We start from the raw sequence: 26998 nt of genomic DNA, 5'->3' as shown, positions 1-26998 counted from the left end.
GCACGGGAACCAAGGCCCGTGCTGATAGCGGTGGTTCATGTTGCTCTCGCGCCGCATCAGGGCCGCACTCCTCGCCACCACCACAACCGCCGTGTCCCTCTCGCTGCTTGCAGCGAGCGCGCCCTCGCCCGCCGCCCCGCGCGGCATCGGCGACCGCCTCTTCCCGCACCTCGGCAACCCCGGGTACGACGTCACCGCGTACAAGATCTCCTTCGTCTACCGGGGCGACAACAGCGAGCCGTTGGACGCCGTCACCGTCGTGAAGGCGCGGGCCACGGACCACCTGAAGCAGATCAACCTCGACTTCACCCAGGGCAAGGTCCGCTCCGTCGAGGTCAACGGGGCCCGCGCACAGTACGCGAGCAGCGGCGAGGACCTCGTCGTCACACCCGCCCGCCCCGTCGTCCAGGGCAGCCCGCTGCGGATCACCGTGCGGCACACCAGCGACCCGACGGGCAAGTCCGACGGCGGCTGGGTACGTACGAGCGACGGGCTCGCCATGGCCAACCAGGCCGACGCCGCCCACCGCGTCTTCCCCGGCAACGACCACCCCTCCGACAAGGCGTACTTCACCTTCCGGATCACCGCGCCCAAACATCTGACCGCCGTCGCCAACGGCCTGCCGACCGGACGCCGCGCGGGCGCGCGGAGCACCACCTGGACGTACCGCACCACCCATCCGATGGCCACCGAACTCGCACAGGTCAGCATCGGCCGCTCGGCCGTCCTGCACCGCAGGGGCCCACACGGGCTGCCGGTGCGGGACGTCGTGCCGAGCAAGGACCGCAAGAAGCTCGAACCGTGGCTGAAGAAGACCCCCGGCCAGATCGCCTGGATGGAGAAGAAGGTCGGCCGCTACCCCTTCGACACGTACGGGGTGCTGGTCGCCGACGCCACCACGGGCTTCGAGCTGGAGACCCAGACCCTGTCGCTGTTCGAGCGCCGGCTCTTCACCCGGCCCGAGTACCCGAGCTGGTACGTCGACGCGATCATGGTCCACGAACTGGCCCACCAGTGGTTCGGCAACAGCGTCAGCCCCCGCACCTGGTCCGACCTGTGGCTCAACGAGGGGCACGCGACCTGGTACGAGGCGCTGTACGCGGAGCAGCACGGCAAGGGCAAGCACCCGATGGCGAAGCGGATGAAGGAGGCCTACCGCCTCTCCGACGGCTGGCGCGCCGCCGGCGGCCCGCCCGCCCGGCCCAAGGCCCCCGAACCCGGCAAGAAGATCAGCCTGTTCCGCCCGGTCGTCTACGACGGCAGCGCCCTCGTCCTGTACGCGCTGCGCCAGGAGATCGGGCACGCCGCCTTCGAGCGCCTGGAGCGCGCCTGGGTCCGGCGGCACGCGGACTCCACCGCGACCACCGCGGACTTCACCCGCCTCGCCTCGGCGATCGCCGGCCGCGACCTGAGCGGCTTCCTCAAGGCCTGGCTGTACGGCGAGAAGACGCCACCGATGCCCGGCCACCCGGACTGGAAGTCCGCCGCCCCGACCGCCGAGAGCAAGCCCGGCACGCGCACCGTCGCACCCGCCCACGCCCACAGCCACGCCCACAGTCACAGCCACGCCCGCGCCCAAGCCCAAGCCCAAGCCCAAGCCCACGGCCCCAGCGCATGACCGCCCCCGGACCGCCCCCGGAAAACTCGGGTGCCGAGACGGGGCGTGCCGTGAGACCATCGACAGGTCGGCGGCGCGGCCGGACGGGAATCTCCGAGGCCGTCCGCACGTTGACTCCTACGAGGACCGCCCGCTCAGGGCGACTCCCCCTTCCCAACGACGTAAGGATCCAATGACCTCCTCTTCTTCCCCTTCCCAGGACGCGCAGGACCGCCAGAACCAGAGCACCGCGCAGAACCTCCCCGAAGGATTTCGGGCCGATGCCCTGATGGAAGAGGACGTCGCCTGGAGCCACGAGATCGACGGAGCGCGGGACGGCGAGCAGCTGGACCGCTCCGAGCGTGCGGCTCTGCGTCGTGTGGCGGGCCTCTCCACCGAGCTGGAGGACGTCACCGAGGTCGAGTACCGCCAGCTCCGCCTGGAGCGGGTCGTGCTCGTCGGCGTGTGGACCTCGGGCACCGTGCACGACGCCGAGAACTCCCTCGCGGAGCTCGCCGCCCTCGCCGAGACCGCGGGCGCCCTCGTGCTCGACGGCGTCATCCAGCGCCGGGACAAGCCCGACCCGGCCACGTACATCGGCTCGGGCAAGGCGCAGGAGCTGCGGAACGTCGTCCTGGAGACCGGCGCCGACACGGTGGTCTGCGACGGTGAGCTCAGCCCCGGCCAGCTCATCCACCTCGAAGACGTCGTCAAGGTCAAGGTGGTAGACCGCACCGCCCTGATCCTCGACATCTTCGCCCAGCACGCCAAGTCCCGAGAGGGCAAGGCGCAGGTCGCCCTCGCGCAGATGCAGTACATGCTGCCGAGGCTCCGCGGCTGGGGTCAGTCGCTGTCCCGGCAGATGGGTGGCGGTGGCTCGTCCGGCTCCGGCGGTGGCATGGCCACCCGTGGTCCCGGTGAGACCAAGATCGAGACCGACCGGCGTCGGATCCGCGAGAAGATGGCGAAGATGCGCCGGGAGATCGCGGCGATGAAGACCGGCCGCGACATCAAGCGCCAGGAGCGGCGCAGGAACAAGGTGCCCTCGGTCGCCATCGCCGGCTACACCAACGCCGGCAAGTCCTCGCTGCTCAACCGCCTGACGGGCGCGGGCGTCCTGGTGGAGAACGCGCTGTTCGCCACCCTCGACCCCACCGTCCGCCGCGCGGAGACCCCGAGCGGGCGGCTCTACACCCTGGCCGACACGGTCGGGTTCGTGCGCCACCTGCCTCACCACCTGGTCGAGGCGTTCCGCTCCACGATGGAGGAGGTCGGCGACTCCGACCTGATCCTGCACGTGGTCGACGGCTCGCACCCCGTGCCGGAGGAGCAGCTGGCCGCCGTGCGCGAGGTGATCAGGGACGTCGGCGCGACGGATGTCCCCGAGATCGTCGTGGTCAACAAGGCGGACGCGGCCGACCCGCTGGTGCTGCAGCGGCTGCTGCGCGCCGAGCGGCACGCCATCGCGGTCTCGGCCCGCACGGGCGACGGCATCGAGGAGCTGCTCGGGCTCATCGACGCCGAACTGCCCCGCCCGGAGATCGAGATCGAGGCGCTGCTCCCGTACACGCAGGGCGGGCTCGTCGCCCGCGCGCACGCCGAGGGCGAGGTGATCTCCGAGGAGCACCTCCCGGAGGGCACGCTGCTCAAGGCGCGGGTGCACGGCGAACTCGCCTCGGAGCTGGCCCGGTTCGTCCCCGCGGAGCACTGAGCCGAGGGGGCGTCCCCCGCGGAGCACTGAGCCGCGGGGTCGTCCCCCGGAGCACTGAGCCGCGGCCGCTCACAGGCCGCAAGGAGTACGCACGAAGGCCCGCCCCCGACCGGCGCTTCCAGGGGGCGGGCCTTCGCGTGTCGTACGCGCCTACTGGCTGCCGTACTTCCTGCTCATCGTGTCGAAGACGCGCTTCGCGCCGTCGCCCAGCTGCGGGCCCGCGAGCCAGCCGTTCGAACCGGCCGGGCCGATCGAGGTGTTGGAGACCAGGGCGAGCTCGCCGTTGCCGGTCTCACGGAACCAGCCGCCGCCGGAGGAACCGGCGGTCATGGTGCAGCCGATGCGGTACATCGTGGGCGCGTCCGGGGCGAGCGAGAGCCGGCCGGGCCGGTCGATGCACTTGTGCATCAGCGCACCGTCGTACGGCGGGGCCTGCGGGTAGCCCCAGGCGCCCATCGCGTCCACGGACTTGGGGGACGGCGAGGAGAAGTCCACGGGCAGCGCGGCGCCGACGGTCTCCTCCAAGGACTTGGTGCCGCGCTCCGGCTTCACGTGCAGCACCGCGTAGTCGTACTCGTACGAGCCGCCCTCGGGGCTCGCGGCCGTGGTGCCGTTGATCCACTCGCCGGACGTGGAGATCCAGTCCGCCCAGAACTGGCCGTACGGGGCGCGGTCCTGCGGTTCTGCGCTCTCCAGGGCGCGGGCGGACAGGCCCTTGTGGTTGTAGGCCGGGGTGAAGACGATGTTCCGGTACCAGCCGCCCTTCTGGCCGGCGTGCACGCAGTGACCCGCGGTCCACACGAGGTTGGACTTGCCGGGGTTGCGCGGGTCCTTCACGACCGTGCCGGAGCAGACCGCGGTGCCCTCGGGGGTGTCGAAGAAGATCTTGCCGACCGGGGCCGCGTACTTGTAGTACGGCGTGCGCTCCGGCTCGGCGCGGACCGGGCGGGGCTCCGGGTCGGTGACGCCCTCATTGCTCGCTGCGGCCTTGCTGGAGATGGTCTGGCTGGGCGACTTCGCGGACTTCATCCGGTCCGCGTCCCACAGGCCCTCGATGACCGGGTTGGCGAAGTCCTTCGCCTCACGCAGCCACTTGTCCTTGTCCCAGTTCTTCCACTCGCCGTCCTTCCACTTGTCGACGTCGATGCCGTGCTCCTTGAGCCGGTCGGCGATGTCGTCGAGGTTGTCGGGCAGTTGGGCCTCGTCCGCGCCCGAACCGCCTTCCTGCGCGTCGGACTTGGTGGGCTTGGCGTCGGCCTTGGGGTCGCCGCCCGACTCGCAGGCGGTGGCGGTCAGCGCCAGGGCCACGGCGAGCGAGGCCGCGGCCAGGGCCGGACGTATGGGTCGCATGGTTCGGAACCCCCGATGGGTGTGTGAGCGGTGAGCTGGGGACAGCGGTGAGCTGGGGACAGCGGTGTGCCTGGGAAGGGGAAGAGGCGGCGGACCACGGGGCCCGCACGGTGCCGCTCCCGGGAGGGGCCCGGGAGCGGCGTACCGCGGGTGCGCTGTCCGTCAACCGCCTTCGGGCGAGGGCGGGTTGGCGCCCTCGCCGGCAGCCGGCGGCGGCGGATTCAGCGGCAGGTGCGGCAGGAACGCCAGATCAGCCGGCGAACTTCTGGCTGACCTGGTCGTAGATGGCCTTGGCCTCCTTGCCGAGGCGCGGGCCCGCGAGCCAGCCCGCGGTGACCGGGCCGATGGAGGTGTTGGAGACCAGGGCCGGCTTGCCGTCCTGGCCCTTGGCCACCCAGCCGCCGCCGGAGGAACCGCCGGTCATGGTGCAGCCGATGCGGTACATCGTGGGCTGGGTCTTGGTGAGTGAGAGCCGGCCGGGCTTGTCGGTGCAGGAGAACTCACGCTGACCGTCGAACGGCGGCGCCGCCGGGTAGCCCGTCGCCTTGATGGCGTCGATCTTCGGCACGGCCGGGGCGTTGAACTCGACCGGCAGCGCGGCGCCGACGGTCTCCTCCAGGGACTTCGCGCCGCCCTTCTCGGGCTGCATGTGCATCACGGCGAAGTCGTACGGAGCACCGGCGCCGCCGGTCTTGGCGCCCTGCGCGATCCATTCGTCGGACGTCTTGGCCCAGTCGCTCCACCAGATGCCGTACGGCGCGATCTCCTCGCGCGTCGGCTTCTCCTGCTCCAGCTGCTCGGCGGACTTGCCCTCGTTGTTGTACGACGGGACGAAGGCGATGTTGCGGTACCAGCCGCCCTCCTTGCCCGCGTGCACGCAGTGGCCGGCCGTCCACACCATGTTGGACTTGCCGGGGTTGGCCGGGTCCTTCACCACGGTGGCGGAGCACTGCGCGGAGCCCTCGGGCGTCTCGAAGACGAGCTTGCCGGTGGCGGGGGAGTTGTCGCGGTACGGCGTCGCGATCTCCTCGGCGTCGACCGGCGCCGGAGTCGGGTCCGTCTTGCCCTGGTCGCCCGAGATGTCGTTGTCGACCGGCTTGTCGGGGCGCTTGTCGGCGTCCCGCATCCGGTCAGGGTTCCAGAAGTCCTCGATGATCGGGTTGACGAAGTCCTCGGCCTCGCGCAGCCACTTGTCCTTGTCCCAGTTCTTCCACTCGCCGTTGCGCCACTTGTCGACGTCGATCCCGTGCTCCTTGAGCCGGTCCTTGATGTCGTCCGGGATCTCGATCTTGCCCCCGCCGCCGCCGCTGCCGTCGGCGCTGCCGCCGTCGGCCGTCGCGGACGCGGTGGGCTTGCCGTCGGCGTTGTCCTCGCCGGGGCCGCAGGCCGTGGCCGTCAGGGCGAGCGCGGCCGAGAACGCGAGCACCGAGGACGTGCGGCGCACACTCCCTCGGCGAGCGGCGAAGAGCGGACGTATGGGTCGCATCGCGAGAATCCCCCTATTTTTCTTCTGTCGGACTTGGTGAACTTCCCCCGGAAACCGGCGACTCGTAGTGCGGCGTACGACCTCGCACGCAGACGCACGAAACCGCCCGGCCGAACGCCCGAAGGGCGGGCCAAGGGGCCTCCGTTGACCGGAAGGTGCAGTTCACATGTGCAGTTGTGGACCGGCGCGGAGCGGGCGCGACGATCGAGCACCCCACACTATGCCGGTGCGATCGGGGACGACCGACGGGGCCGCAACGGTTCTGTCACGGCCCGGCCCCCAGGCTGTCATCCGCGGGCCGGAACGCGGGGGAGTTGAGGCGGAACTTCCGGTTTGATACCGGTTCCGTACGCGAAGGTTTTCTTTTGGCAAGGATCTTCCGGCCGGGCGTGATCCCCCGCACCCGACGTCGTTGGTACGTACGGGGGACACGCGTCCGGCGGTGCCCCCTCGGCTCCGGGCGGCCGACCGCCCAACCCACCGACGCACAGCGGGAGGACACACAGTCGTGGCCGTCACCGAGCCTGCGCCGCCGCACCCGGCGCCGCCCGCCGCCCCGTTCGGGCAGCCCGCCGGCCGGGCCGCCCGGACCGAGGCCGTCCTGCGGGGCCCCTCGCCGCGCGAGCCGAAGGCCCGTACGTACGCCCGCTCGCTGCCGATCGTGCCGGTCCGCGCCCGCGGCCTGACCATCGAAGGGGCCGACGGGCGGCGGTACTTGGACTGCCGGTCCGGCGCCGGGTCCCTCGCGCTCGGCCACCACCACCCCGTGGTTCTGGAGGCGGTCCGGAAGGTCCTGGACTCGGGCGCTCCGCTGCACGCCCTGGACCTCGCGACCCCCGTCAAGGATGCCTTCGTCGCCGAGCTCCTCGCGACGCTGCCGCCCGCCCTGGCCGCCCGGGCCCGCGTGCGGTTCTGCGGCCCGGCCCGCACGGACGCGGTGGCGACCGCCCTGAAACTGGTCCGCACGGCCACCGGACACCGTGGGCTGCTCTCGTTCACGGGCGCCGCCCGCTCCACGGCCCAGGGCGCGCTCGCCGGTGACGTACAGGTGACGCGGCTGCCCTACCCGCAGGACTACCGCTGCCCCTTCGGCGTCGGCGGGCCCGAGGGCGCCGGACTGGCCGCCCGCTGGGCCGAGTCGCTGCTCGACGACGCGGGGGCGGGGGAGCCGCGGCCCGCCGGGATGATCGTCGAGCCGGTGCAGGGCGAGGGCGGCGTGCTGCCCGCGCCGGACGCGTGGCTGCGCCGGATGCGGGAGGTCACCGCGGCCCGCTCGATCCCCCTGATCGCCGACGAGGCGCAGACCGGTGTCGGCCGCACCGGCGCGTTCTGGGCCGTCGAGCACAGCGGGATCGTGCCCGATGTGATGGTGCTGTCCCAGGCCATCGGCGGCAGCCTCCCGCTCGCCGTCGTCGTCTACCGCGACGACCTCGACGCCGGGGAGCCCGCCGCGCCCGCGGGCGCCTTCCGCGGCAACCAGCTCGCCATGGCCGCGGGCGCCGCCACCCTCGCCCACGTCCGCCGCCACCGCCTCGCCGACCGCGCCGCCGCACTCGGCGCCCGCATGCTCGCCCGGCTCCGCGCGCTCGCCGCCGACCAGCCGCAGATCGGCGAGGTGCGGGGCAGGGGCCTGATGATCGGCGTCGAGCTGGTCGACCCGGAGGGCGCGCGGCGCGGTGCCGCGCGCCCCGGGCCGCCGCCCCCCGCGCCCCGGCTCGCGGCCGCCGTGCAGCGCGCCTGCCTGGACCGCGGCCTCATCGTCGAGTCCGGCGGCCGCCGCTCGGGCGTCGTGCGCCTGCTGCCGCCCCTGACCCTCACCGACGACCAGGCCGACGCGGTGCTCGACCGGTTCTCGTCCGCGCTGACCTGCGTACTCAAGTCCCAACACCCGGAATCCGCCCGGCAGTAGAGCCCCGCAGGACACGGCGCGGGACGGCCGGAATCCGCCCCGGCCCCCGTACCTCCCGAGGATCATGAGCCACATACCCCGTACGCCGACCCGAGGTGGGAGAGCCCCCGTGCAGAACGCCCCGCGCGCCGCCGCATCCGTACCGCCCGAGCTCAACCCGGAGGACTGGGCACGCGCCGCCCGACGGCTCCTCGCGAAGCTGCTCGGCGAGTTCGCCCACGAGGAGATCCTCACCCCGGAGCCCGAGGAAGGCGCCGACACCCTCGTCGACGGCGGCACCGTCCCCCGTGCGCTCGACGGCGGCACCGTCCCCCCTGCGCTCGACGGCGGCACCGGCGCCCGCGCGCTCGACAGCAGCGCCTACACGCTCACGCTCGACGACGGCGCGCTGCTCCGCTTCCGCGCCCGGCGTGCCGCGTACGGGAGCTGGCGGGTCGAGCCGGACGCGCTGACCCTGCGCGAGGCGGACGGGACGGAAGCGCCGTTCGGCGACCCGTTCGCGTTCCTCGCCCGGGCCCGGCGGCTGCTCGGGCTCGACGGGGACACGCTCGGCCATGTCGTACGCGAACTGCACAGCACCCTCGCCGCCGACGCCCGCCTCGACCACACCGCCCTGACCGCCGCCGAGCTCGCCGACCTCCCGTACGCGGAACTCGAAGGCCACCAGACCGGCCACCCCTGGCTCGTCCTCAACAAGGGGCGCCTCGGCTTCTCGGCCGCCGACACCGCACGCTGGGCCCCGGAGGCACGCGTTCCGGCACGTCTGCCGTGGCTCGCGGTCAGCGACGAGCTGGCCGCGTACCGGGGAGTGGAACAGCTCGCCGACCCCGCGCGGCTCTACACGCATGAGCTGGACGCCGCCACCCGCGACGCCTTCGCGCAGGCCCTCCGCGCGCGTGGCCTCGATCCGCGCCGCTACCTCTACCTGCCCGTGCACCCCTGGCAGTGGGACGAGATCGTGCTCCCGCTGTTCGCCCCTTCCATCGCCGCCGGCCACATCGTGCCGCTCCCCGAGGACCCCGACCAGCGCCTGCCGCAGCAGTCCATCCGGACGTTCCTCAACACCTCGCGGCCCGAGGGGCACACCGTCAAGCTGCCGCTGTCGATCCTCAACACCCTGGTGTGGCGCGGACTTCCGACCGAACGCACCCTCGCCGCGCCCGCCGTCACCGCCTGGGTGCACGCGCTGCGCGACGCCGACCCGTTCCTGCACGACGAGTGCCGCGTGATCCTCCTCGGCGAGGTCGCCTCGGTCACCGTCCGCCACCCCGTCTACGACGCACTCCCCGAGGTCCCGTACCAGTACAAGGAGCTCCTCGGCGCGATCTGGCGCGAACCCCTGGACCGCAGCCTCGACCCCGGCGAACGCGCCCGTACGCTCGCCTCCCTGCTGCACACCGACCCGCGCGGGCGGGCCTTCGCCGCCGAACTGGTCGAACGCTCCGGACTCGCCCCCGACGCGTGGCTGCGCCGCCTCTTCGCCGCCCTGCTGCCCCCGCTGCTGCACTTCCTCTACCGCTACGGCACGGTCTTCTCGCCGCACGGGGAGAACGCGATCGTGGTCTTCGACGAGGCGGACGTCCCGGTCAGGCTCGCCGTGAAGGACTTCGTCGACGACGTCAACGTCAGCGCGCAGCCCGTGCCCGAGCACGCCTCGATGCCGGACGACGTGCGCGAGATCCTGCTCACGGAGCCGCCCGCCTTCCTCACTCAGTTCATCCACTCCGGCCTGTTCGTCGGCGTCTTCCGCTACCTCGCCCCGCTCTGCGCCGAGCAACTCGGCGTTCCCGAGGGCGAGTTCTGGGCGCTCCTGCGTGAGGAGATCCTGCGCCACCAGGCCCGATTCCCCGAGCTGAAGGACCGCTTCGAGCTGTTCGACCTGCTCACGCCCCGCATCGAGCGCCTCTGCCTCAACCGGAACCGGCTCCACCTCGACGGCTACCGGGACCGCCCCGAGCGCCCGCACGCCGCCGTCCACGGCACCGTGCCGAACCCGCTGCACCTGGGGCCGCAGGCGTGAACGCGGGATTGTCAGTGGGGCACCGTAGGCTGGTCGAGCTATGACGAAGTCCTCCCTCCCCGAACTCCTGCACGCCGCCGTCGAAGCCGTCGGCGGCACGGAGCGCCCCGGCCAGGTGACCATGGCCGAGTCCGTCGCCGAGGCCATCGACGGCGGCTCCCACCTGCTCGTCCAGGCCGGCACGGGCACCGGAAAGTCCCTCGGCTATCTGGTGCCCGCGCTCGCCCACGGGGAGCCCGTGGTGGTCGCCACGGCCACGCTCGCCCTCCAGCGCCAGCTCGTGGAACGCGACCTTCCGCGCACGGTCGACGCCCTGCATCCGCTCCTTCGCCGCCGCCCCCAGTTCGCCATGCTCAAGGGCCGGTCGAACTACCTCTGCCTGCACCGCCTGCACGAAGGCGTCCCGCAGGAAGAGGACGAGGGTCTGTTCGACCAGTTCGAGGCGGCCGCGCCCACCAGCAGACTCGGCCAGGACCTGCTGCGCCTGCGGGACTGGTCGGACGAGACGGAGACCGGCGACCGTGACGACCTCACGCCCGGCGTCTCCGACCGCGCCTGGTCCCAGGTCTCGGTCTCCTCGCGCGAGTGCCTGGGCGCCTCGAAGTGCGCGTACGGCGCGGAGTGCTTCGCCGAGGCGGCCCGGGAGCGCGCGAAGCTCGCCGAGGTGATCGTCACCAACCACGCGCTGCTCGCCATCGACGCCATCGAGGGCGCGCCGGTGCTGCCGCAGCACGAGGTCCTGATCGTGGACGAGGCGCACGAACTGGTCTCCCGCGTCACCGGAGTCGCCACCGGCGAGCTCACCCCGGGCCAGGTCAACCGGGCGGTGCGCCGCTCCGCGAAGCTGGTCAACGAGAAGATCGCGGACCAGCTGCAGACCGCCTCCGAGGGCTTCGAGCGGATCATGGAGCTGGCCCTGCCCGGCCGTCTGGAGGAGGTCCCCGAGGACCTTGGTTACGCGCTCCTCGCGCTCCGCGACGCCGCCCGCAACACCATCTCGGCGATCGGTGCGACGCGCGACAAGTCCGTCCAGGACGAGGACGCCGTCCGCAAGCAGGCCCTGGCCTCGGTGGAGAACGTCCACGATGTCGCGGAGCGCATCACCAACGGCTCGGAGTGGGACGTCGTCTGGTACGAGCGGCACGACCGCTTCGGGGCGTCACTGAGGGTCGCCCCGATGTCGGTGTCGGGCCTGCTCCGGGAGAAGCTCTTCACGGACCGCTCGGTCGTCCTCGCCTCGGCCACGCTGAAGCTGGGCGGGGACTTCAACGGCGTGGGCGCCTCCCTCGGCCTCGCCCCGGAGGGCATCGCCGGCACGGAGGGCGAGTCGGAGGACCTGCCCGTCTGGAAGGGCATCGACGTCGGCTCCCCCTTCGACTACGGCAAGCAGGGCATCCTCTACGTCGCCAAGCACCTGGCCCGCCCGTCCCGTGACGGCACGCGCGGCGACATGCTGGACGAGCTGACGGAGCTGATCCAGGCGAGCGGCGGCCGCACGCTCGGCCTGTTCTCCTCGATGCGGGCCGCCCAGCAGGCCGCCGAGGAACTGCGGTCCCGTATCCCGGAGTTCCCGATCCTGCTGCAGGGCGAGGAGACCCTGGGTGAGCTGATCAAGAACTTCGCCGCGGACCCGAAGACCTGCCTGTTCGGCACGCTCTCGCTCTGGCAGGGCGTGGACGTCCCGGGCTCCAGCTGTCAGCTGGTCGTCATGGACAAGATCCCGTTCCCGCGCCCGGACGACCCGCTGATGAGCGCCCGCCAGAAGGCGGTGGAGGACAACGGTGGCAACGGCTTCATGGCGGTGGCCGCTACGCACGCCGCCCTGCTGATGGCCCAGGGCGCGGGCCGTCTCGTCCGGGCTTCGGGCGACAGGGGCGTGGTCGCGGTCCTGGATCCCCGCCTGGCCACGGCCCGCTACGGCAGCTATCTGAAGGCCTCACTGCCCGAGTTCTGGTACACCACGGACCGCAACCAGGTCCGCCGCTCCCTGTCGGCGATCGACGCGGCGGCGAAGGAGTCGGAGGGCTGAGGCTCGTTTCCGGGCGAGGCGGGGCGCCCCGAAAGGGGCGCGGGGAACTGCGCGCTCAGCCACGACACACCGGCAGTGGCGGACGGGCGGACAGGAGGGCCCTGATCAGGGGCGCGGGGAACTGCGCAAAAAGCCCCGACGAGCCAGGCACACGACAACGCACTGCAACGCGCAACGCACCGGAACGCGCAACGCACCGCAACGCACAACGCACCGCAACGCACAACGCACCGGAAACACAGGACCCCGAAAAACACAGGCCCCCAGAAACACAGGACCCCGGAACCGGCGCAGTAGGTTCCGGGGCCCGATCCAGGGGGCGCGGGGGTTTCCCCCCGACTTCACACCCGCCGCAGCACCGCCACCACCTTGCCGAGGATCGTCGCCTCGTCACCGGGAATCGGCTGGTACGCGGAGTTGTGCGGCAGCAGCCACACATGCCCGTCCTCACGCTTGAACCGCTTGACCGTGGCCTCGCCGTCCAGCATCGCGGCCACGATGTCGCCGTTCTCCGCGACCGGCTGGCGGCGGACGGTGACCCAGTCCCCGTCACAGATCGCGGCCTCGATCATCGAGTCACCGACGACCTTGAGGACGAACAGCTCACCGTCACCGACCAGCTGGCGCGGCAGCGGGAAGACGTCCTCGACCGACTCCTCGGCGAGGATCGGGCCACCGGCGGCGATCCGGCCGACCAGCGGGACGTACGACGCGGCGGGCTTGCCCGTGGTGTCCGTGGGCTGGCTGCTGGGCTGGTCCGAGCCGCGCACCTCGTACGCCCTGGGGCGGTGCGGGTCGCGGCGCAGGAAGCCCTTGCGCTCCAGGGCCATCAGCTGGTGCGCCACGGAGGACGTGCTGGAGAGGCCGACCGCCTGGCCGATCTCACGCATCGACGGCGGGTATCCACGCCGTTGCACGGAGTCCCTGATCACCTCGATGACCCGGCGCTGGCGGTCCGTGAGCCCGGTGCTGTCCGCCCTGATGCCTGGAGGTCGCCCGGGCAGCGAGCGCGTCGGCTTGGCCCCCTCCGGGTTCGTGGCTGCGTCATTCATGGCATGCACCGGCTCAAGTCGGCCCTGGGTGCGGTCCTGGGCGGTGATGGTGGCGCTGTCTGCGGTGGTGGTCACGGCGGCCCCTCTCCAGATGTTCTCCCTAGCTGGACAACGGTAGTAGCTTTCGAAAGGTTGCGCCAAACACACGTTCGAGTGAAAAAACGCGGACCGCCTGACTTGATCATGCACCTGGGTGTATGGCTGACGACCGTCGGGCCTTCTCGCCGACGCTCGGGCGAACGGCAATTCGGTTCATCACGGTACGCTTCACCGCCGGCGTCGAGGACCCCGCAGTGGTGCCTTCCAGTGTGCCATCCGAGGCCTCCCCGATCGGGCTCCGCCCCCCCCTTCGCGTACCCTCGTCGGCGACCCCCTCTCGGTACAGCGCCCGCGACACGCGATGGCGCCGATTGTGACGCCAACCCCCAGATCTAGTGGTTGGATTGGCGAAGCCGCCCAGAAGTTGTGGTCCCTGGTCTTTCGGGGCCTCGGTCATCGCCTATGCTTGGGGCTGCTTCGAGAGGCCTCAGGGCCCTCTCCGAGGCCATTCAGTCGTGCTGTGAAGGAGGGTTGGGACTTATGCACTGCCCCTTCTGCAGGCACCCCGACAGCCGCGTCGTCGACAGTCGCACCACCGACGACGGCACGTCGATCCGCAGACGCCGCCAGTGCCCGGACTGCTCCCGTCGTTTCACGACCGTGGAGACCTGCTCGCTGATGGTGATCAAGCGCAGCGGGGTGACCGAACCTTTCAGCCGTACCAAGGTCATCAATGGTGTGCGCAAGGCATGCCAGGGGCGACCGGTGACCGAGGACGCTCTCGCCCAGCTCGGCCAGCGGGTCGAGGAGGCGGTGCGCGCCACCGGCAGCGCCGAGCTGACCACCCACGACGTGGGCCTGGCCATACTCGGACCGCTGCGTGAGCTCGACCTCGTCGCCTACCTGCGATTCGCGTCCGTGTACCGGGCGTTCGACTCGCTTGAGGACTTCGAGAGCGCCATAGCGGAACTCCGGCAGCAGCGTGGCTCCGCGAGTGGCGAGGACGACGGCCGGAAGGCCGACAGCGGGCCCGGAGGGACTGTCGAAGTCCCCGTGCCCGCCACTGCCGCCGACTGACGGCGGGCCGGAGCGGGCCGCGCAGGACCCGCGCCCGGCCGATCGGCGGCGACCGAGACCCGTCATGGGTGCCCTCAGTGGCGCCCACGACACCAGACACACACCGTGCCATGGGAAGAACGTGGCACTTCAGGGCGTTTTAGCCCGATACAGGGAGGCGGCATGACAGAGACGGCGAGCGGCCCGGCACGAGGTTCCCGTTCCAAGGGTTCCAAGAGCAAGGGTCTGCGTATCGAGCGCATCCACACCACTCCGGGCGTGCACCCGTACGACGAGGTGGAGTGGGAGCGTCGTGACGTCGTCATGACCAACTGGCGCGACGGCTCGGTCAACTTCGAGCAGCGTGGCGTCGAGTTCCCCGGCTTCTGGTCGGTGAACGCGGTCAACATCGTCACCAGCAAGTACTTCCGCGGGGCCGTCGGCACCCCGCAGCGCGAGACCGGTCTGAAGCAGCTGATCGACCGGATCGTGAAGACGTACCGCAAGGCCGGCGAGGAGAACGGTTACTTCGCCTCGCCCGCGGACGCCGAGATCTTCGAGCACGAGCTGGCCTACGCCCTCCTGCACCAGATCTTCAGCTTCAATTCCCCGGTGTGGTTCAACGTGGGCACGCCGCAGCCGCAGCAGGTCTCCGCCTGCTTCATCCTCTCCGTCGACGACTCCATGGAGTCGATCCTGGAGTGGTACAAGGAAGAAGGAATGATCTTCAAGGGCGGCTCCGGCGCCGGCCTGAACCTCTCCCGCATCCGCTCCTCCAAGGAGCTGCTCTCCTCCGGCGGCAACGCCTCGGGCCCCGTCTCCTTCATGCGCGGTGCCGACGCTTCGGCCGGAACGATCAAGTCCGGTGGCGCCACCCGCCGCGCGGCCAAGATGGTCATCCTCGACGTCGACCACCCCGACATCGAGTCCTTCATCGACACCAAGGTGAAGGAGGAGGAGAAGATCCGCGCCCTGCGTGACGCGGGCTTCGACATGGACCTGGGCGGCGACGACATCACGTCCGTCCAGTACCAGAACGCCAACAACTCGGTCCGCGTGAACGACGAGTTCATGAAGGCCGTGGAATCCGGCGGCAACTTCGGCCTGCGCTCCCGCATGAGCGGCGACGTCATCGAAGAGGTCGAGGCCAAGTCCCTCTTCCGCAAGATGGCCGAGGCCGCCTGGGCCTGCGCCGACCCCGGCATCCAGTACGACGACACCATCAACGCCTGGCACACCTGCCCGGAGTCCGGCCGCATCAACGGCTCGAACCCGTGCAGTGAGTACATGCACCTGGACAACACCTCGTGCAACCTCGCCTCGCTGAACCTCATGAAGTTCCTCAAGGACGACGGCGAGGGCAACCAGTCCTTCGAGTCGGAGCGCTTCGCCAAGGTCGTCGAGCTGGTCATCACCGCGATGGACATCTCCATCTGCTTCGCGGACTTCCCGACCCAGAAGATCGGCGAGAACACCCGCGCCTTCCGCCAGCTCGGCATCGGCTACGCCAACCTCGGCGCCCTGCTGATGGCGACCGGCCACGCCTACGACTCCGACGGCGGCCGCGCGCTCGCCGGCGCCATCACCTCCCTGATGACGGGCACGTCGTACAAGCGCTCCGCCGAACTCGCCGCCGTGGTCGGCCCGTACGACGGCTACGCCAAGAACGCGACGCCGCACAAGCGCGTCATGAAGCAGCACGCCGACGCCAACGCCAAGGCCGTCCGCATGGACGACCTGGACACCCCGGTCTGGGCCGCCGCCACGGAGGCCTGGCAGGACGTCGTCCGCCTCGGCGAGAAGAACGGCTTCCGCAACTCGCAGGCCTCGGTCATCGCGCCGACCGGCACCATCGGTCTCGCGATGTCCTGCGACACCACCGGTCTTGAGCCCGACCTCGCCCTGGTCAAGTTCAAGAAGCTGGTCGGCGGCGGCTCGATGCAGATCGTCAACGGCACCGTGCCGCAGGCGCTGCGCCGCCTCGGCTACCAGCCGGAGCAGGTCGAGGCGATCGTCGCCCACATCGCCGAGCACGGGAATGTGATCGACGCCCCGGGCCTGAGGACCGAGCACTACGAGGTCTTCGACTGCGCCATGGGCGAGCGCTCCATCTCCGCGATGGGTCACGTCCGCATGATGGCGGCGATCCAGCCGTGGATCTCCGGCGCCCTCTCCAAGACGGTCAACCTCCCGGAGACCGCCACCGTCGAGGACGTCGAAGAGGTCTACTTCGAGGCGTGGAAGATGGGCGTCAAGGCGCTCGCCATCTACCGCGACAACTGCAAGGTCGGCCAGCCCCTCTCCGCCAAGAAGAAGGAGGAGGAGAAGGCCGAGGTCACCGCGAAGGCCGAGGAGACGATCCGCGAGGCCGTCGAGAAGGTCGTCGAGTACCGCCCGGTCCGCAAGCGCCTCCCGAAGGGCCGCCCCGGCATCACCACCTCCTTCACCGTCGGCGGCGCCGAGGGTTACATGACCGCCAACTCCTACCCGGACGACGGTCTCGGCGAGGTCTTCCTGAAGATGTCCAAGCAGGGCTCCACCCTCGCGGGCATGATGGACGCCTTCTCCATCGCCGTCTCCGTCGGTCTGCAGTACGGCGTCCCGCTGGAGACGTATGTCTCGAAGTTCACCAACATGCGCTTCGAGCCGGCCGGCATGACGGACGACCCGGACGTGCGGATGGCGCAGTCGATCGTCGACTACATCTTCCGCCGCCTGGCCCTCGACTTCCTGCCGTTCGAGACCCGCTCCGCGCTCGGCATCCACTCCGCCGAGGAGCGCCAGCGTCACCTGGAGACCGGTTCGTACGAGCAGTCCGTCGACGAGGACGAGGTCGACGTCGAGGCCCTGGCCCAGTCCGCCCCGCGCGCCCAGGAGTTGCTGAAGTCGGTGGCCGCGCCGCAGGCCGAGGACGCCACGACGGCGCCCAAGGAGGCGCACACCTCCGCGGAGCTCGTCGAGATGCAGCTCGGCATCCAGGCCGACGCCCCGCTCTGCTTCTCCTGCGGCACCAAGATGCAGCGGGCCGGCTCCTGCTACATCTGCGAGGGCTGCGGCTCGACCAGCGGTTGCAGCTGAGCGGCTGAGCAGTTGAGCAGTTGAGCGGCTGAGCAGCTGAGCGGCTGAGCTACTGAGTCGCTGACGTCCCAGGGGCGGTGGACCGGGTCTCCGGTTCGCCGCCCCTCGGCGTTTCCGCCCGCGCCGTCACGGTCACGTCCTCAACTCAGCGCGCTCAACTGGGCCGTGAACGACGTCGGGTCGGCGTCGAAGCCTCGGATCGTGCTGCGGAACTCCCACGTGCCGGTCTCCGGGTCCCGGGTGAACTCGGCGATCGTGGCCGCCGTGCCGCCCGCGGCCTCGCCGAGGTCGCTCGTCGCCAACTCCGTGTAGCCCTCGGCGATGCGGACGCCGGTGTTCTGGATGTCGCCGAAGGTCTTCCGGCCGTCGTTCTGCTGTATCACCACACCGACCACGACCCGGGTGTACGTCGCCGCCAGGCGGTCGAACTCCAGCGTCATGACCTCGTCGTAGCCGAAGCCCTGGCCCGTGCGGCTGTCGCGGTTGAGGGTGATCGTGCCGTCCGGGGAGCGGCTGTCGAAGTGCACTACGTACTCCGGATCGGCGTACCCGGCGCCCGTCGTGTACGCCGCCGCGACGATGTCCAAGTCGTGCTCCGGCGCACCCATCGGGCTCGGGTCCCACCTCAGAGCCACCTCGACCTTGCCGAGACCCTTCTTCACGCTGCTCACTGGACTCCCCCTCCTGGACGGCGAGTTGATGTTCCCTCACATGATGACGTCCGATGAGACACGTTACGGCCTGCCACTGACAACCGGCACCCGGGAGTGCATCGGTTGTCCACAGGCAGTGACCGCGCGCACGCTCCGCGGCATAAGATGGCGCGGTGCTGGTCAAGTGGATTCGCTGCACCGTCGTGGACCGCCAGGGGTTCGAGCGGGGGCAGCGAAAGTGGGCGGGGCTTCTGGGAGAGCCGGGGTTTCGAGGACAGGGCGGCGGGTGGAGCCGTCGGCGGCCGGACACCGTCCACCTCATATCGTTCTGGGAGAGCCGCGCCTTCTACGACTCCTTCATGGCCCGCTCGCACGACCGCCTGCACGCCGCCCAGGCCGGTACGTACAGAGACCTGCAGGTCAAACTCTTCGACCACCGCTTCGACGTGAAGACGGGCTTCGAACCGCGCTTCACCGACGCCGACGTGGTGCGGCTCGCGCACTGCAAGGTGCGCAAGGACCGCGTCGAGCACTTCGCGCTCGTACAGGAGAAGATCTGGAACCCGGCGATGGCCGGTTCGCCCGGCATGGTCCGCGGCCTCTTCGGTGCGGCGCCGGAGAACGAGTTCCTGGTGCTGTCCATGTGGCAGTCCACCGCCGAGTACGGCAAGTACCAGGCCGAGCGCGTGGAGCGGCTCACCCTGCGGGCGCAGACCGAGGCCGATGTGGCCGCGCTGAACGGGGACGTCGTACAGCTCGAACCGTCATGGACCGTGTAGACGACCTAGGGTTTGCGCATGGCACGTCCTCGGCGCATCGTCCTCGTCCGGCACGGAGAGTCGGAAGGCAATGCCGACGACACCGTCTACGAGCGCGAGCCCGACCACGCCCTGCGCCTCACCGACACCGGCCGCCGCCAGGCCGAGGCCACCGGCGCCCACCTGCGGGACCTCTTCGGCCAGGAGCGCGTCAGCGTGTACGTCTCGCCGTACCGGCGCACCCTGGAAACGCTGCGCGCCTTCGACCTCGACCCCGCCCTGATCCGGGTGCGCGAGGAGCCGCGGCTGCGCGAGCAGGACTGGGGCAACTGGCAGGACCGCGACGACGTACGCCTGCAGAAGGCCTACCGCGACGCCTACGGGCACTTCTTCTACCGCTTCGCGCAGGGCGAGTCCGGCGCCGATGTGTACGACCGCGTCGGCGCGTTCCTGGAGAGCCTGCACCGCAGCTTCGAGGCACCGGACCACCCGCCGAACGTCCTCCTCGTCACCCATGGCCTGACCATGCGGCTGTTCTGCATGCGCTGGTTCCACTGGTCGGTCGCCGAGTTCGAGTGCCTGTCCAACCCCGGCAACGCCGAGGTCCGCTCGCTGCTCCTCGGCGCCGACGGTCGCTACACCCTGGACCGCCCGTTCGTACGGTGGCGGGAGCCGGAGACGTACGACCGGATCCCATGAGGTGCCGCCGTGGCTGTCACAGCCTCCGGGCGGGCGGTGTCTTGAGGCCGAACCCCCTGGAACGGAGGAGAGACCATGGCCAGGCCCCCCCCCGGCCCCGTAACTACGGCGACGACAACTACGGCGACGACCGAGGTGCTCGTGATCGGCGGCGGCTACGCGGGCGTGATGGCCGCCAACCGCCTGACGCAGCGCGCCGATGTGTCCGTGACTCTGATCAACCCGCGCCCGGACTTCGTCGACCGGATCCGCCTGCACCAGCTGGTCGGCGGATCCCATGACGCGGTGGTCGAGTACGGCGAGGTCCTGGCCGGGCGCGTCCGGCTCGTCGTCGACACGGTCACGCGGATCGACGCCGCCGCGCGCCGCCTGAACCTGGCGAGCGGCGGCAGCCTCGGCTACGACCACCTGATCTACGCGGTAGGCAACGGCAGCGCCGAGCCGGAGGTGCCGGGGGCGGCGGAGTTCGCGTACCCGATTGCCACGCTGGAGGAGGCACAGCGGCTGCGGCCGGTCGTCGAGACCGCCCCCGCGTCCGCCCCGGTGACCGTGGTCGGCGCCGGGCCGACCGGCCTGGAGACCGCCGCCGAACTGGCCGAGGAGGGCCGGGCGGTGACCCTGGTCTGCGGCGGCGTGCTCGGGCCGTATCTGCACCCCCGCGGCCGGCGCTCGGTCACCGGGCGGCTCGCCTCACTCGGCGTGACGGTGGTGGACGGCCCCGGCACGTCCGTGACGGCCGTGACCGCGCGCTCCGTACGCCTCGCCGACGGCCGGGAGCTGCCGAGCGACGTGACGGTCTGGACCGCCGGATTCGGCGTGCCCGACCTGGCGCGGCGCAGCGGCCTGAGCACCGGGGGCGGGGGCGGGGCGTTGCCGTCGGCTCGTGATCGTGTCTGTGTGGGGCTGGGCCCGGGGCGGTGGTCGGATGTCGTCGGCCGGATGCTGTCGGCTGGATACCGTCGGCTGGATGCCGTCGGCGTGGTGCTGGACCCGGGGTCGCCGCATTAGAGTGGCAGAGCCATGATCGCTGACTCCTCTTCCCAGCAGCGCCTGGAGCGCGCACTCGCCGCCCTGCGCGGTCTCGCGGTGGGGGACGCCCTGGGGTCCCAGTTCTTCGTCCCCGCGAACTACCCGCTTCTCAAGCGCCGAGAAGTGCCGCAAGGAACCTGGCAGTGGACCGACGACACCGAGATGGCCTGCTCCGTCCTCGCCGTCCTGGCTGCGCACGGGCGCATCGATCAGGACGCGCTCGCCGAGTCCTTCGCCGCGCACCACGACTTCGTCCGCGGCTACGGGCCCGCCGTGAACCGGCTCCTCCGCCTCATCCGCGAGGGCGGCGACTGGCGCGAGCTCGCGTCGGCGCTGTTCAAGGGCCAGGGCTCGTGGGGCAACGGCGCGGCCATGCGGATCGCGCCCCTCGGCGCCTGGTACGCGGACGACCCTGAACAGGCCACCCACCAGGCGGAGATCTCCGCCTACCCGACGCACCAGCACCGGGAGGCCGTCGTCGGGGCCATGGCAGTGGCCGCGGCCGCTGCGCTCGCCGCCGACCCGGCCGGGCCGCCCACGCCCGCGGCCCTGCTCGACGGAGTCGTCGCGCTTGTCCCGCGCAGCGCGGTCGGCGCGGGCCTGCGGCGGGCCCGGGACATGCTCGACTACAGCGACGCCACCACCGTGGCCGCGGTCCTCGGCTGCGGCCGACGCACCACCGCCCATGACACCGTGCCGTTCGCTCTCTGGTCGGCGGCCCGCTCCCTCGGCGACTTCGAGCGGGCCTTCTGGACGACCGCGCAGGTCGGCGGCGACATGGACACGACCTGCGCGATCGTCGGCGGCGTCGTGTCGTCCGGCGCCAAGACGGTCCCCCCGGATGCTTGGCTGGAGCAAACCGAGGCACTGCCTTCGTGGGCTCCTGTGGGTGAGTGACGCCTGAACGTTCCTGATTCGGTCGGGTTGTTCGCGAGGTGGCGGCCGGTGGGTCGCCTCTTTCGGGAATCGGCCCGTCTCTTTGTCGACGTTTGCTGATGCAATTTGCGTGCAGGGTTGCGCCTTCCGGATCCTCCCCGCTCCGGAGAATCCGGAACCTCCCTCCGGGTGGCCCGGGGGTGGCCCCCTCCGGGCGTCCCCCTCGGGCCGTTCCCCGACCGTTCGTCGGGCGGTCCTGGGGCGGTCCTGGGGCGGTCCTGGGGCGGTCCTGGGGCGGTCCTGGGGGGGCCTGGGGCGGTCCTGGGGGGGGACCCTCGGATGTTCCCTGGGCCGTTCCCTGGGCCGTCCGACTACCGGTCGCCAAAAACCGATTCACCCCGTTCCGGGAACCGGGGTGTCGCACCGCCCACCAGGCGGCGTAACCTGTCTGGCGCCATGCCGTACGAAGCACCCACCCACACCGTCGAGCGTTCCCTTCGGGCAACCACCGGAGCGAAGCTCGTCGCCGGGGTCGACGAGGTGGGGCGGGGTGCCTGGGCCGGTCCCGTCACCGTCTGCGCGGCGGTCACCGGACTGCGGCGGCCGCCCGCTGGGCTCACCGACTCCAAGCTCCTCACCGTCAAACGACGCGACGAGCTGGCAGAGGTGCTGAGGGACTGGGTCACCGCCTACGCACTCGGACACTCCTCCCCGGAGGAGATCGACCAGCTCGGCATGACCGCAGCGCTCCGCCTCGCCGCGGTGCGCGCCCTCGAAGACTTGCCGGTCCGCCCGGATGCGGTGATCCTCGACGGCAAGCACGATTACCTCGGCTCCCCCTGGAGGGTCCGTACGGTCATCAAGGGGGACCAGTCCTGCGTCGCCGTCGCGGCAGCCTCGGTCATCGCCAAGGTCAGCCGCGACGCCATGATGGCCGAACTGGGCGCCGAACACGCAGACTTCGCCTTCGGCGCCAACGCGGGTTACCCCTCGCCGGTGCACAAGGCGGCGCTTGAGCAGCGGGGGCCGACCCCGTACCACCGGCTCTCGTGGTCCTATCTCGACGCGCTGCCCAAGTGGCGGCACCTCAAGAAGAACCGCGTACCGGTACTCAGCGGCGGCACTCCGGAAATCGAGGGGCAACTCGGCTTCGATTTCTGACACCATGCCGGTCGCACTCATGTGCCACCCGCCGGTGCGGTGCGCACCGGCGTTTGATAGACAACCACTCATGCCTCTCATTCCCGAGGAGCCTCAGATTCACGAGAGCGCCCAGGGTCCCCGCGCAACGTCGGCCAACGGCCGCCCCGCGCCGACCCCCCGTGCCGTACCCGGCCCCCGCCCCGCGGCACCGCCGCGACCGGGACGCCCGGGTCCCCCCAGGCCTACGCCTCCCGCGCAGCGCACCCCGGCCAAGCCGGGCCCGGCTGCCACCCCTGCCACCCCTGTCAGCCCCGGCCCTGCCGCCAAGCCGGCTCCGGCCGCGCCTGCTGCTCCCGCCGCGCCTACTGCTCCCGCCGCGGCTCCGGCCGCCGCGCGTGCCGGTGCGGGCGAGTCGACCGGCACTCCGCAGATCCAGCTGATCCCGGCCTCCGCCGAGGGTGCGCTGGACGCCGCGGAGGAAGCGGTCGACCTGCTGCTCGACACCGGCCGTGCACCCGGCGAGATCCTGGTGATCACGACGGGCGACCCGCACCCGTGGGCGGCTCATGAGCTGTCCTTCGGCGCTGACGCCTACTGGGCCCAGCACGATGCCCGTGACGACGTGTTCTACGCCGCCGCAGCGGACATCGAGCGAGCGGGTAACCGCCCCGTGGTCGTGGTCGCCGTCAATGGCGCCTCCGACGACGAAGCGGCCACCGCGCTGCCGCTCGCGCTCAGCCGCGCCGGAGCCCTGCTGATCGTCTGCGGTGACCCGCAGCGCATCAACTCGGCCCTGGGCGCCGGGGTCTGACACCCGACAGTCAGTCGGAACCTCGACACCCGGCGGGACGGGGCGGGGCGTCGGCAGCCCTCGGCTGTTCGGCACCCCGGCCCATGCGGGGATTCGTGCTGGTGCTGGTGCTGGTGCTGGTGCTGGTGCTGGTGGCCGGTGCCGGTGCCGGTGCCGGTGTGGGTGTGGGTGTGGGTGTGGGTGCGTAGCGCTCGCGTCGTGGGACCGGGCTGGGTGGGTTGGGTCGGTCGGGTCCGTCAGGCCGGGTCCTTCAGGTCGGGTCCCTCAGGCCGGGTCCCTCAGGTCGGGTGGGGTCGCTCAGCGGGCAGCGCCCCGGCGGAGTCTCTCCGACCCTCCGCCGGAGGCGAACCGAGCCGACGGTTGCGCGGGCCTGGCATCGGCGTTCGCGTTGGCGTCGGTGCTTGCGTTGTCACTCGCATCGGCGTGGGCGTTGGCGTTGACGTTCGCGCTGCCACCACCGGGCCGCAGTCTCTGCGCGATCGACGGCGGCCGGTCCAACCGGCGTCCCGACTGCCCCTGCTTCAACTGCTCCCGCTCCAACGGCCCCTGCTCCAACGGCCCCTGACCCGACTGTTCTCGTCCCCACTGCTCCCGCTCCTTCCTGTCGTTGGCGATCTTCTGGTCGTCCTCGCCGGTCTCGTAGAGGCGCCAGCCGCCCTCGACCTGCCCCGGCGACGAGCCGAGGTGCGGCCGCCGCCCGCCGCGCCCTTCCCCGAACACCTGCCAGCCGGCCCGCGTCAGCGTGATGTACGCCCCGCACCGCAGACCGTGCAAGGTGCAGGCGTCCCGCAGCCCCCACATCCACGCGCCGTCCTCCTGCGTCCACCGCGCATCCCCCTCACGGCAGTACAGCAACACCGCTGTACGGGCCGGAGCGCGGCGCCGCAGGTCGTGCGGGATGACCCGACGCAGCTGTGCCAGCAGGGCGTTGCGGTTCACCCAGCCGTCCGCGCCCGTCGCGCGCCGGGAGAACGAGGCACTCGCTCGAAGCCGCTCGTCCTGGTCGAGCACCGCCACCACCGCGGTCTCCGGCGTGGGCAGATGCCTCAGGTGCAGGCCGCTGACGACCTCACGTGGATCGCGCAGCAGCGGAATCCCCGCCGCCGCCCACTCGGCGGGTTCCAGTACACGGGCCAGTTCATTGCTGGTGGAGTCGGACATCTCAGCGGGCTGCGTTGCCCCCGGCTTCGATGCCGCTGCGGACGGAGCAAATCCGAAGGTCACGGTCCTCTCTTCGGCTACGCGCCCACACCTGCGGGCGGGTTCGGACGGTCGGGAGCGCACCGCGGCACAGCACTGCCGGACCACGGATGAGCCGTGCGGGGAGCGGGTCTCAATTCTCGCCCGCCCACCGGCGCCAGGCAACGAGCAGTTGGCACCGTTGCCCGTAATCAGCGGGTGCGCCGTCTATATCCCTGCCCCCGCTGCACCGTTCGACGCGCGGCTCACGCCTGGATGGCCAGTACCAGCGGCAACACCCCCTCCGCCGAGGCCTGTCGGAGCAGCCGGGCCGCCACCGCGAGCGTCCAGCCGGTCTCCGTGAAGTCGTCGACCAACAGCACCGGCCCGCCGCCGGTCTGCCGGAGTTGCTCGACCAGCTCCACGGGAACGGTCAACGCGCCGTCCAGAGCGCGCAGCCGCTGTGCACTGTTGCTGCGCGACGGTCCCGACCCGTCGGCCCCGGGCACGTACGCGAGGGAGCCGAGCAGCGGCATCCGGCCGACCGAGGCGATGTGACCGGCCAGGGACCGGATCAACTGCGGCCGTGTCCGGGACGGCATGGCCACCACACCGACCGGTCTGCGCAGGGCGTCGGGCTCGCCCGAGGCCCAACCACCCGGCCCCTTGGCCCAGTCGGCCAGGACCTCGACCACCGCCCGCGCCACGTCATCCGGAATCGGGTCGTCCGGGGACTGTGGGCCCAGCATGGGGCGCAGCCGGTTGCCCCAGCCGATGTCGGAGAGCCGTCCCAGCGCACGTCCGGTGGCGGCGAGTTGGCCGGCCGGGATTCGCCCCTTGAGGTCCATGCCCACGGCGGCGAGTCCGGTCGGCCACATTTTCCGCGGCTCCACTTCGACGCCCGCACGGCCGAGTTCGCCCTTGGCCGCATCGAGCGCGGCAGCGGACACCTTGGTGTCGAAACGAGGGCCCACGCAGTTGTCGCAACGCCCGCACGGCACCGCCTCCTCGTCGTCCAGTTGGCGCCGCAGGAACTCCATTCGGCACCCCGAGGTCCTGGCGTAGTCCCGCATCGCCTGCTGCTCGGCCTCACGTTGCCGGGCAACCCAGGTGTAACGCTCCTCGTCGTACGCCCATGGGCGGCCCGTGGAGGTCCAGCCGCCCTTGACCCGGCGCACCGCACCGTCCACGTCCAGGACTTTGAGCATCGTCTCCAGCCGGGTCCTGCGCAGTTCGACGAGCGGTTCGAGTGCGGGCAGGGACAGGGGCCTGTCCGCGTTCGCCAACGTGTCCAGGGTGAGGCGCACTTGTGACTCCGGCGGAAAGGCCACCGAGGCGAAGTACCGCCAGATCGCCTCGTCCTCCCTGCCGGGCAGAAGGAGGACCTCTGCGTGCTCGACTCCGCGCCCGGCTCGCCCCACCTGCTGGTAGTAGGCGATGGGAGAGGAAGGGGAGCCGAGGTGGACCACGAATCCCAGGTCGGGCTTGTCGAAGCCCATGCCGAGCGCGGAGGTGGCGACCAGGGCCTTCACCCGGTTGGCGAGCAGATCCTCCTCTGCCTGCTGCCGGTCCGCGTTCTCGGTCTTTCCCGTGTACGAGGAGACGGTATGCCCGCACTGGCGCAGGAACGCGGTGACTTCCTCGGCCGCCGCGACCGTCAGGGTGTAGATGATTCCCGAGCCGGGGAGTTCGTTCAGGTGCTCGCCGAGCCAGGCCAACCTGCCGGCCGCGTCGGGGAGTTCGAGCACTCCGAGGCTCAGGCTCTCGCGGTCCAGGGGGCCACGGAGCACGAGCGCGTCCGAGCCGGCGCCTCCCCCCGTGCCCAGCTGCTCGGCGACGTCCGCGGTGACGCGTGCGTTCGCCGTCGCCGTGGTGGCGAGGACGGGCACACCGGGCGGCAGATCGGCCAGCATGGTGCGGAGGCGGCGGTAGTCGGGCCGGAAGTCGTGGCCCCAGTCGGAGATGCAGTGCGCCTCGTCGACCACCAGCAGGCCGGTGGCGGCGGCCAGGCGGGGGAGTACCTCGTCACGGAAGTCGGGATTGTTGAGGCGTTCGGGGCTCACCAGCAGGACGTCGACCTGGCCGGCCGCCACCTCGGCCTGGATGGTCTCCCACTCCTCGGTGTTGGACGAGTTGATCGTGCGCGCGTGGATGCCCGCGCGCGCCGCCGCCTCCACCTGGTTCCGCATCAGCGCAAGCAGCGGCGAGACGATCACGGTGGGGCCGCCGCCCTGGGCGCGCAGCAATGCAGTCGCCACGAAGTACACCGCGGACTTGCCCCAGCCCGTGCGCTGCACGACCAGGGCGCGGCGCTTGTCGGCGACGAGCGCCTCGATCGCCCGCCACTGGTCCTCGCGCAGCCGGGCGCGACCGGTCTGGTCGCCGACGAGACGGGCGAGTACGGCGTCGGCCTCCGTGCGGAGTTCTTCGTTGCTCATGCGTCCATGCAACCCGATGGCTCTGACATTCGGCGAACGAGCCCGTCAGCCTGTGGAAAACTTCTGACGTGTCCACGATCAGGGT

The 26998-nt window shown here is 71.3% G+C and carries 17 protein-coding genes and 2 pseudogenes; 13 read left to right on the top strand and 6 right to left on the bottom strand.

The genetic code is table 11. The features are described 5' to 3' along the window. The first annotated feature begins 37 nt into the window (after nucleotides 1-37). Complete coding sequence (locus QIS99_RS09175) at nucleotides 38-1618, top strand: M1 family metallopeptidase (RefSeq protein ID WP_282512222.1); 1581 nt, start codon at nucleotides 38-40, stop codon at nucleotides 1616-1618. Nucleotides 1619-1790: 172 nt separating this feature from the next. Continuing rightward, a complete protein-coding gene (gene hflX / locus QIS99_RS09170) occupies nucleotides 1791-3308 on the top strand; it encodes a GTPase HflX (protein WP_282512220.1) in 1518 nt (505 codons plus the stop codon). A 150-nt stretch (nucleotides 3309-3458) separates the two neighbouring features. On the opposite strand, the gene QIS99_RS09165 is transcribed toward hflX, so the two are convergent. Together QIS99_RS09165 and QIS99_RS09160 are read right to left on the bottom strand one after the other, a co-directional pair. Continuing rightward, nucleotides 3459-4658, bottom strand: a complete 1200-nt coding sequence (locus tag QIS99_RS09165; protein ID WP_282512218.1) for a trypsin-like serine peptidase — start codon at nucleotides 4656-4658, stop codon at nucleotides 3459-3461. Nucleotides 4659-4908: 250 nt separating this feature from the next. Then, complete coding sequence (locus QIS99_RS09160) at nucleotides 4909-6144, bottom strand: trypsin-like serine peptidase (protein WP_282512216.1); 1236 nt, start codon at nucleotides 6142-6144, stop codon at nucleotides 4909-4911. Between the two features lie 508 nt (nucleotides 6145-6652). On the opposite strand from QIS99_RS09160, the gene QIS99_RS09155 reads away from it, so the two are divergent. From QIS99_RS09155 to QIS99_RS09145, 3 genes are all read left to right on the top strand, one after another. Next, nucleotides 6653-8053: an aminotransferase class III-fold pyridoxal phosphate-dependent enzyme gene (locus tag QIS99_RS09155; RefSeq protein WP_282512214.1), complete on the top strand. Its 1401-nt coding sequence runs from the start codon at nucleotides 6653-6655 to the stop codon at nucleotides 8051-8053. A gap of 64 nt (nucleotides 8054-8117) precedes the next feature. Then, nucleotides 8118-10073, top strand: a complete 1956-nt coding sequence (locus tag QIS99_RS09150) for an IucA/IucC family protein (protein WP_408909509.1) — start codon at nucleotides 8118-8120, stop codon at nucleotides 10071-10073. Nucleotides 10074-10113: 40 nt separating this feature from the next. Next, nucleotides 10114-12102: an ATP-dependent DNA helicase gene (locus QIS99_RS09145; protein ID WP_282512210.1), complete on the top strand. Its 1989-nt coding sequence runs from the start codon at nucleotides 10114-10116 to the stop codon at nucleotides 12100-12102. Nucleotides 12103-12443: 341 nt separating this feature from the next. Here QIS99_RS09145 and lexA read toward each other — a convergent pair whose 3' ends face one another. Continuing rightward, complete coding sequence (gene lexA / locus QIS99_RS09140; protein WP_282512208.1) at nucleotides 12444-13229, bottom strand: transcriptional repressor LexA; 786 nt, start codon at nucleotides 13227-13229, stop codon at nucleotides 12444-12446. Between the two features lie 504 nt (nucleotides 13230-13733). Between lexA and nrdR the strand changes: the two genes are divergently transcribed. Beyond that, nucleotides 13734-14270, top strand: coding sequence for a transcriptional regulator NrdR (nrdR, locus tag QIS99_RS09135; RefSeq protein ID WP_282512206.1), 537 nt, complete (start codon nucleotides 13734-13736; stop codon nucleotides 14268-14270). A 162-nt stretch (nucleotides 14271-14432) separates the two neighbouring features. Beyond that, a complete protein-coding gene (locus tag QIS99_RS09130; RefSeq protein WP_282512204.1) occupies nucleotides 14433-17327 on the top strand; it encodes a vitamin B12-dependent ribonucleotide reductase in 2895 nt (964 codons plus the stop codon). 140 nt (nucleotides 17328-17467) lie between these two features. Here QIS99_RS09130 and QIS99_RS09125 read toward each other — a convergent pair whose 3' ends face one another. Beyond that, on the bottom strand, nucleotides 17468-17998 hold the full coding sequence (locus QIS99_RS09125; RefSeq protein WP_282512202.1) for a TerD family protein: 531 nt from the start codon (nucleotides 17996-17998) through the stop codon (nucleotides 17468-17470). Nucleotides 17999-18153: 155 nt separating this feature from the next. Between QIS99_RS09125 and QIS99_RS09120 the strand changes: the two genes are divergently transcribed. From QIS99_RS09120 to QIS99_RS09095, 6 genes and pseudogenes are all read left to right on the top strand, one after another. Continuing rightward, nucleotides 18154-18759, top strand: a complete 606-nt coding sequence (locus tag QIS99_RS09120; RefSeq protein ID WP_282512200.1) for a YdbC family protein — start codon at nucleotides 18154-18156, stop codon at nucleotides 18757-18759. Between the two features lie 18 nt (nucleotides 18760-18777). Beyond that, entirely contained in the window at nucleotides 18778-19437 is a 660-nt protein-coding gene (locus tag QIS99_RS09115) for a histidine phosphatase family protein (RefSeq protein ID WP_282512198.1), read from the top strand. 75 nt (nucleotides 19438-19512) lie between these two features. After that, nucleotides 19513-20310: pseudogene (locus QIS99_RS09110) on the top strand (NAD(P)/FAD-dependent oxidoreductase); the annotation flags it as partial. Between the two features lie 147 nt (nucleotides 20311-20457). Further along, a complete protein-coding gene (locus QIS99_RS09105) occupies nucleotides 20458-21363 on the top strand; it encodes an ADP-ribosylglycohydrolase family protein (RefSeq protein ID WP_282512197.1) in 906 nt (301 codons plus the stop codon). Between the two features lie 435 nt (nucleotides 21364-21798). Beyond that, the gene (locus QIS99_RS09100; protein WP_282512196.1) at nucleotides 21799-22503 is read left to right on the top strand and encodes a ribonuclease HII; all 705 of its coding nucleotides are present in this window, start codon (nucleotides 21799-21801) and stop codon (nucleotides 22501-22503) included. Between the two features lie 70 nt (nucleotides 22504-22573). Continuing rightward, the gene (locus tag QIS99_RS09095) at nucleotides 22574-23296 is read left to right on the top strand and encodes a hypothetical protein (protein ID WP_282512194.1); all 723 of its coding nucleotides are present in this window, start codon (nucleotides 22574-22576) and stop codon (nucleotides 23294-23296) included. Nucleotides 23297-23965: 669 nt separating this feature from the next. Here the strand turns inward: QIS99_RS09095 and QIS99_RS09090 are convergent. Together QIS99_RS09090 and QIS99_RS09085 are read right to left on the bottom strand one after the other, a co-directional pair. Further along, nucleotides 23966-24520: pseudogene (locus QIS99_RS09090) on the bottom strand (hypothetical protein); the annotation flags it as partial. Nucleotides 24521-24741: 221 nt separating this feature from the next. After that, nucleotides 24742-26913: a RecQ family ATP-dependent DNA helicase gene (locus QIS99_RS09085; protein ID WP_282512192.1), complete on the bottom strand. Its 2172-nt coding sequence runs from the start codon at nucleotides 26911-26913 to the stop codon at nucleotides 24742-24744. Between the last annotated feature and the right edge of the window lie 85 nt (nucleotides 26914-26998).

It is taken from the genome of Streptomyces solicavernae (assembly GCF_029968095.1).
Taxonomy (GTDB): domain Bacteria; phylum Actinomycetota; class Actinomycetes; order Streptomycetales; family Streptomycetaceae; genus Streptomyces; species Streptomyces solicavernae.
This window is presented reverse-complemented; position numbering and strand designations above follow the sequence as displayed.

Excerpts from the sequence above, each read along its gene's own strand:
- nrdR (WP_282512206.1), top strand. The coding sequence starts at position 13,734 with ATGCACTGCCCCTTCTGCAGGCACCCCGACAGCCGCGTCGTCGACAGT.
- QIS99_RS09085 (WP_282512192.1), bottom strand. The coding sequence starts at position 26,913 with ATGAGCAACGAAGAACTCCGCACGGAGGCCGACGCCGTACTCGCCCGT.
- QIS99_RS09095 (WP_282512194.1), top strand. The coding sequence starts at position 22,574 with ATGCCTCTCATTCCCGAGGAGCCTCAGATTCACGAGAGCGCCCAGGGT.
- QIS99_RS09165 (WP_282512218.1), bottom strand. The coding sequence starts at position 4,658 with ATGCGACCCATACGTCCGGCCCTGGCCGCGGCCTCGCTCGCCGTGGCC.
- QIS99_RS09130 (WP_282512204.1), top strand. The coding sequence starts at position 14,433 with ATGACAGAGACGGCGAGCGGCCCGGCACGAGGTTCCCGTTCCAAGGGT.
- QIS99_RS09145 (WP_282512210.1), top strand. The coding sequence starts at position 10,114 with ATGACGAAGTCCTCCCTCCCCGAACTCCTGCACGCCGCCGTCGAAGCC.
- hflX (WP_282512220.1), top strand. The coding sequence starts at position 1,791 with ATGACCTCCTCTTCTTCCCCTTCCCAGGACGCGCAGGACCGCCAGAAC.
- QIS99_RS09160 (WP_282512216.1), bottom strand. The coding sequence starts at position 6,144 with ATGCGACCCATACGTCCGCTCTTCGCCGCTCGCCGAGGGAGTGTGCGC.
- QIS99_RS09105 (WP_282512197.1), top strand. The coding sequence starts at position 20,458 with ATGATCGCTGACTCCTCTTCCCAGCAGCGCCTGGAGCGCGCACTCGCC.
- QIS99_RS09175 (WP_282512222.1), top strand. The coding sequence starts at position 38 with ATGTTGCTCTCGCGCCGCATCAGGGCCGCACTCCTCGCCACCACCACA.
- QIS99_RS09150 (WP_408909509.1), top strand. The coding sequence starts at position 8,118 with ATGAGCCACATACCCCGTACGCCGACCCGAGGTGGGAGAGCCCCCGTG.
- QIS99_RS09115 (WP_282512198.1), top strand. The coding sequence starts at position 18,778 with ATGGCACGTCCTCGGCGCATCGTCCTCGTCCGGCACGGAGAGTCGGAA.
- QIS99_RS09100 (WP_282512196.1), top strand. The coding sequence starts at position 21,799 with ATGCCGTACGAAGCACCCACCCACACCGTCGAGCGTTCCCTTCGGGCA.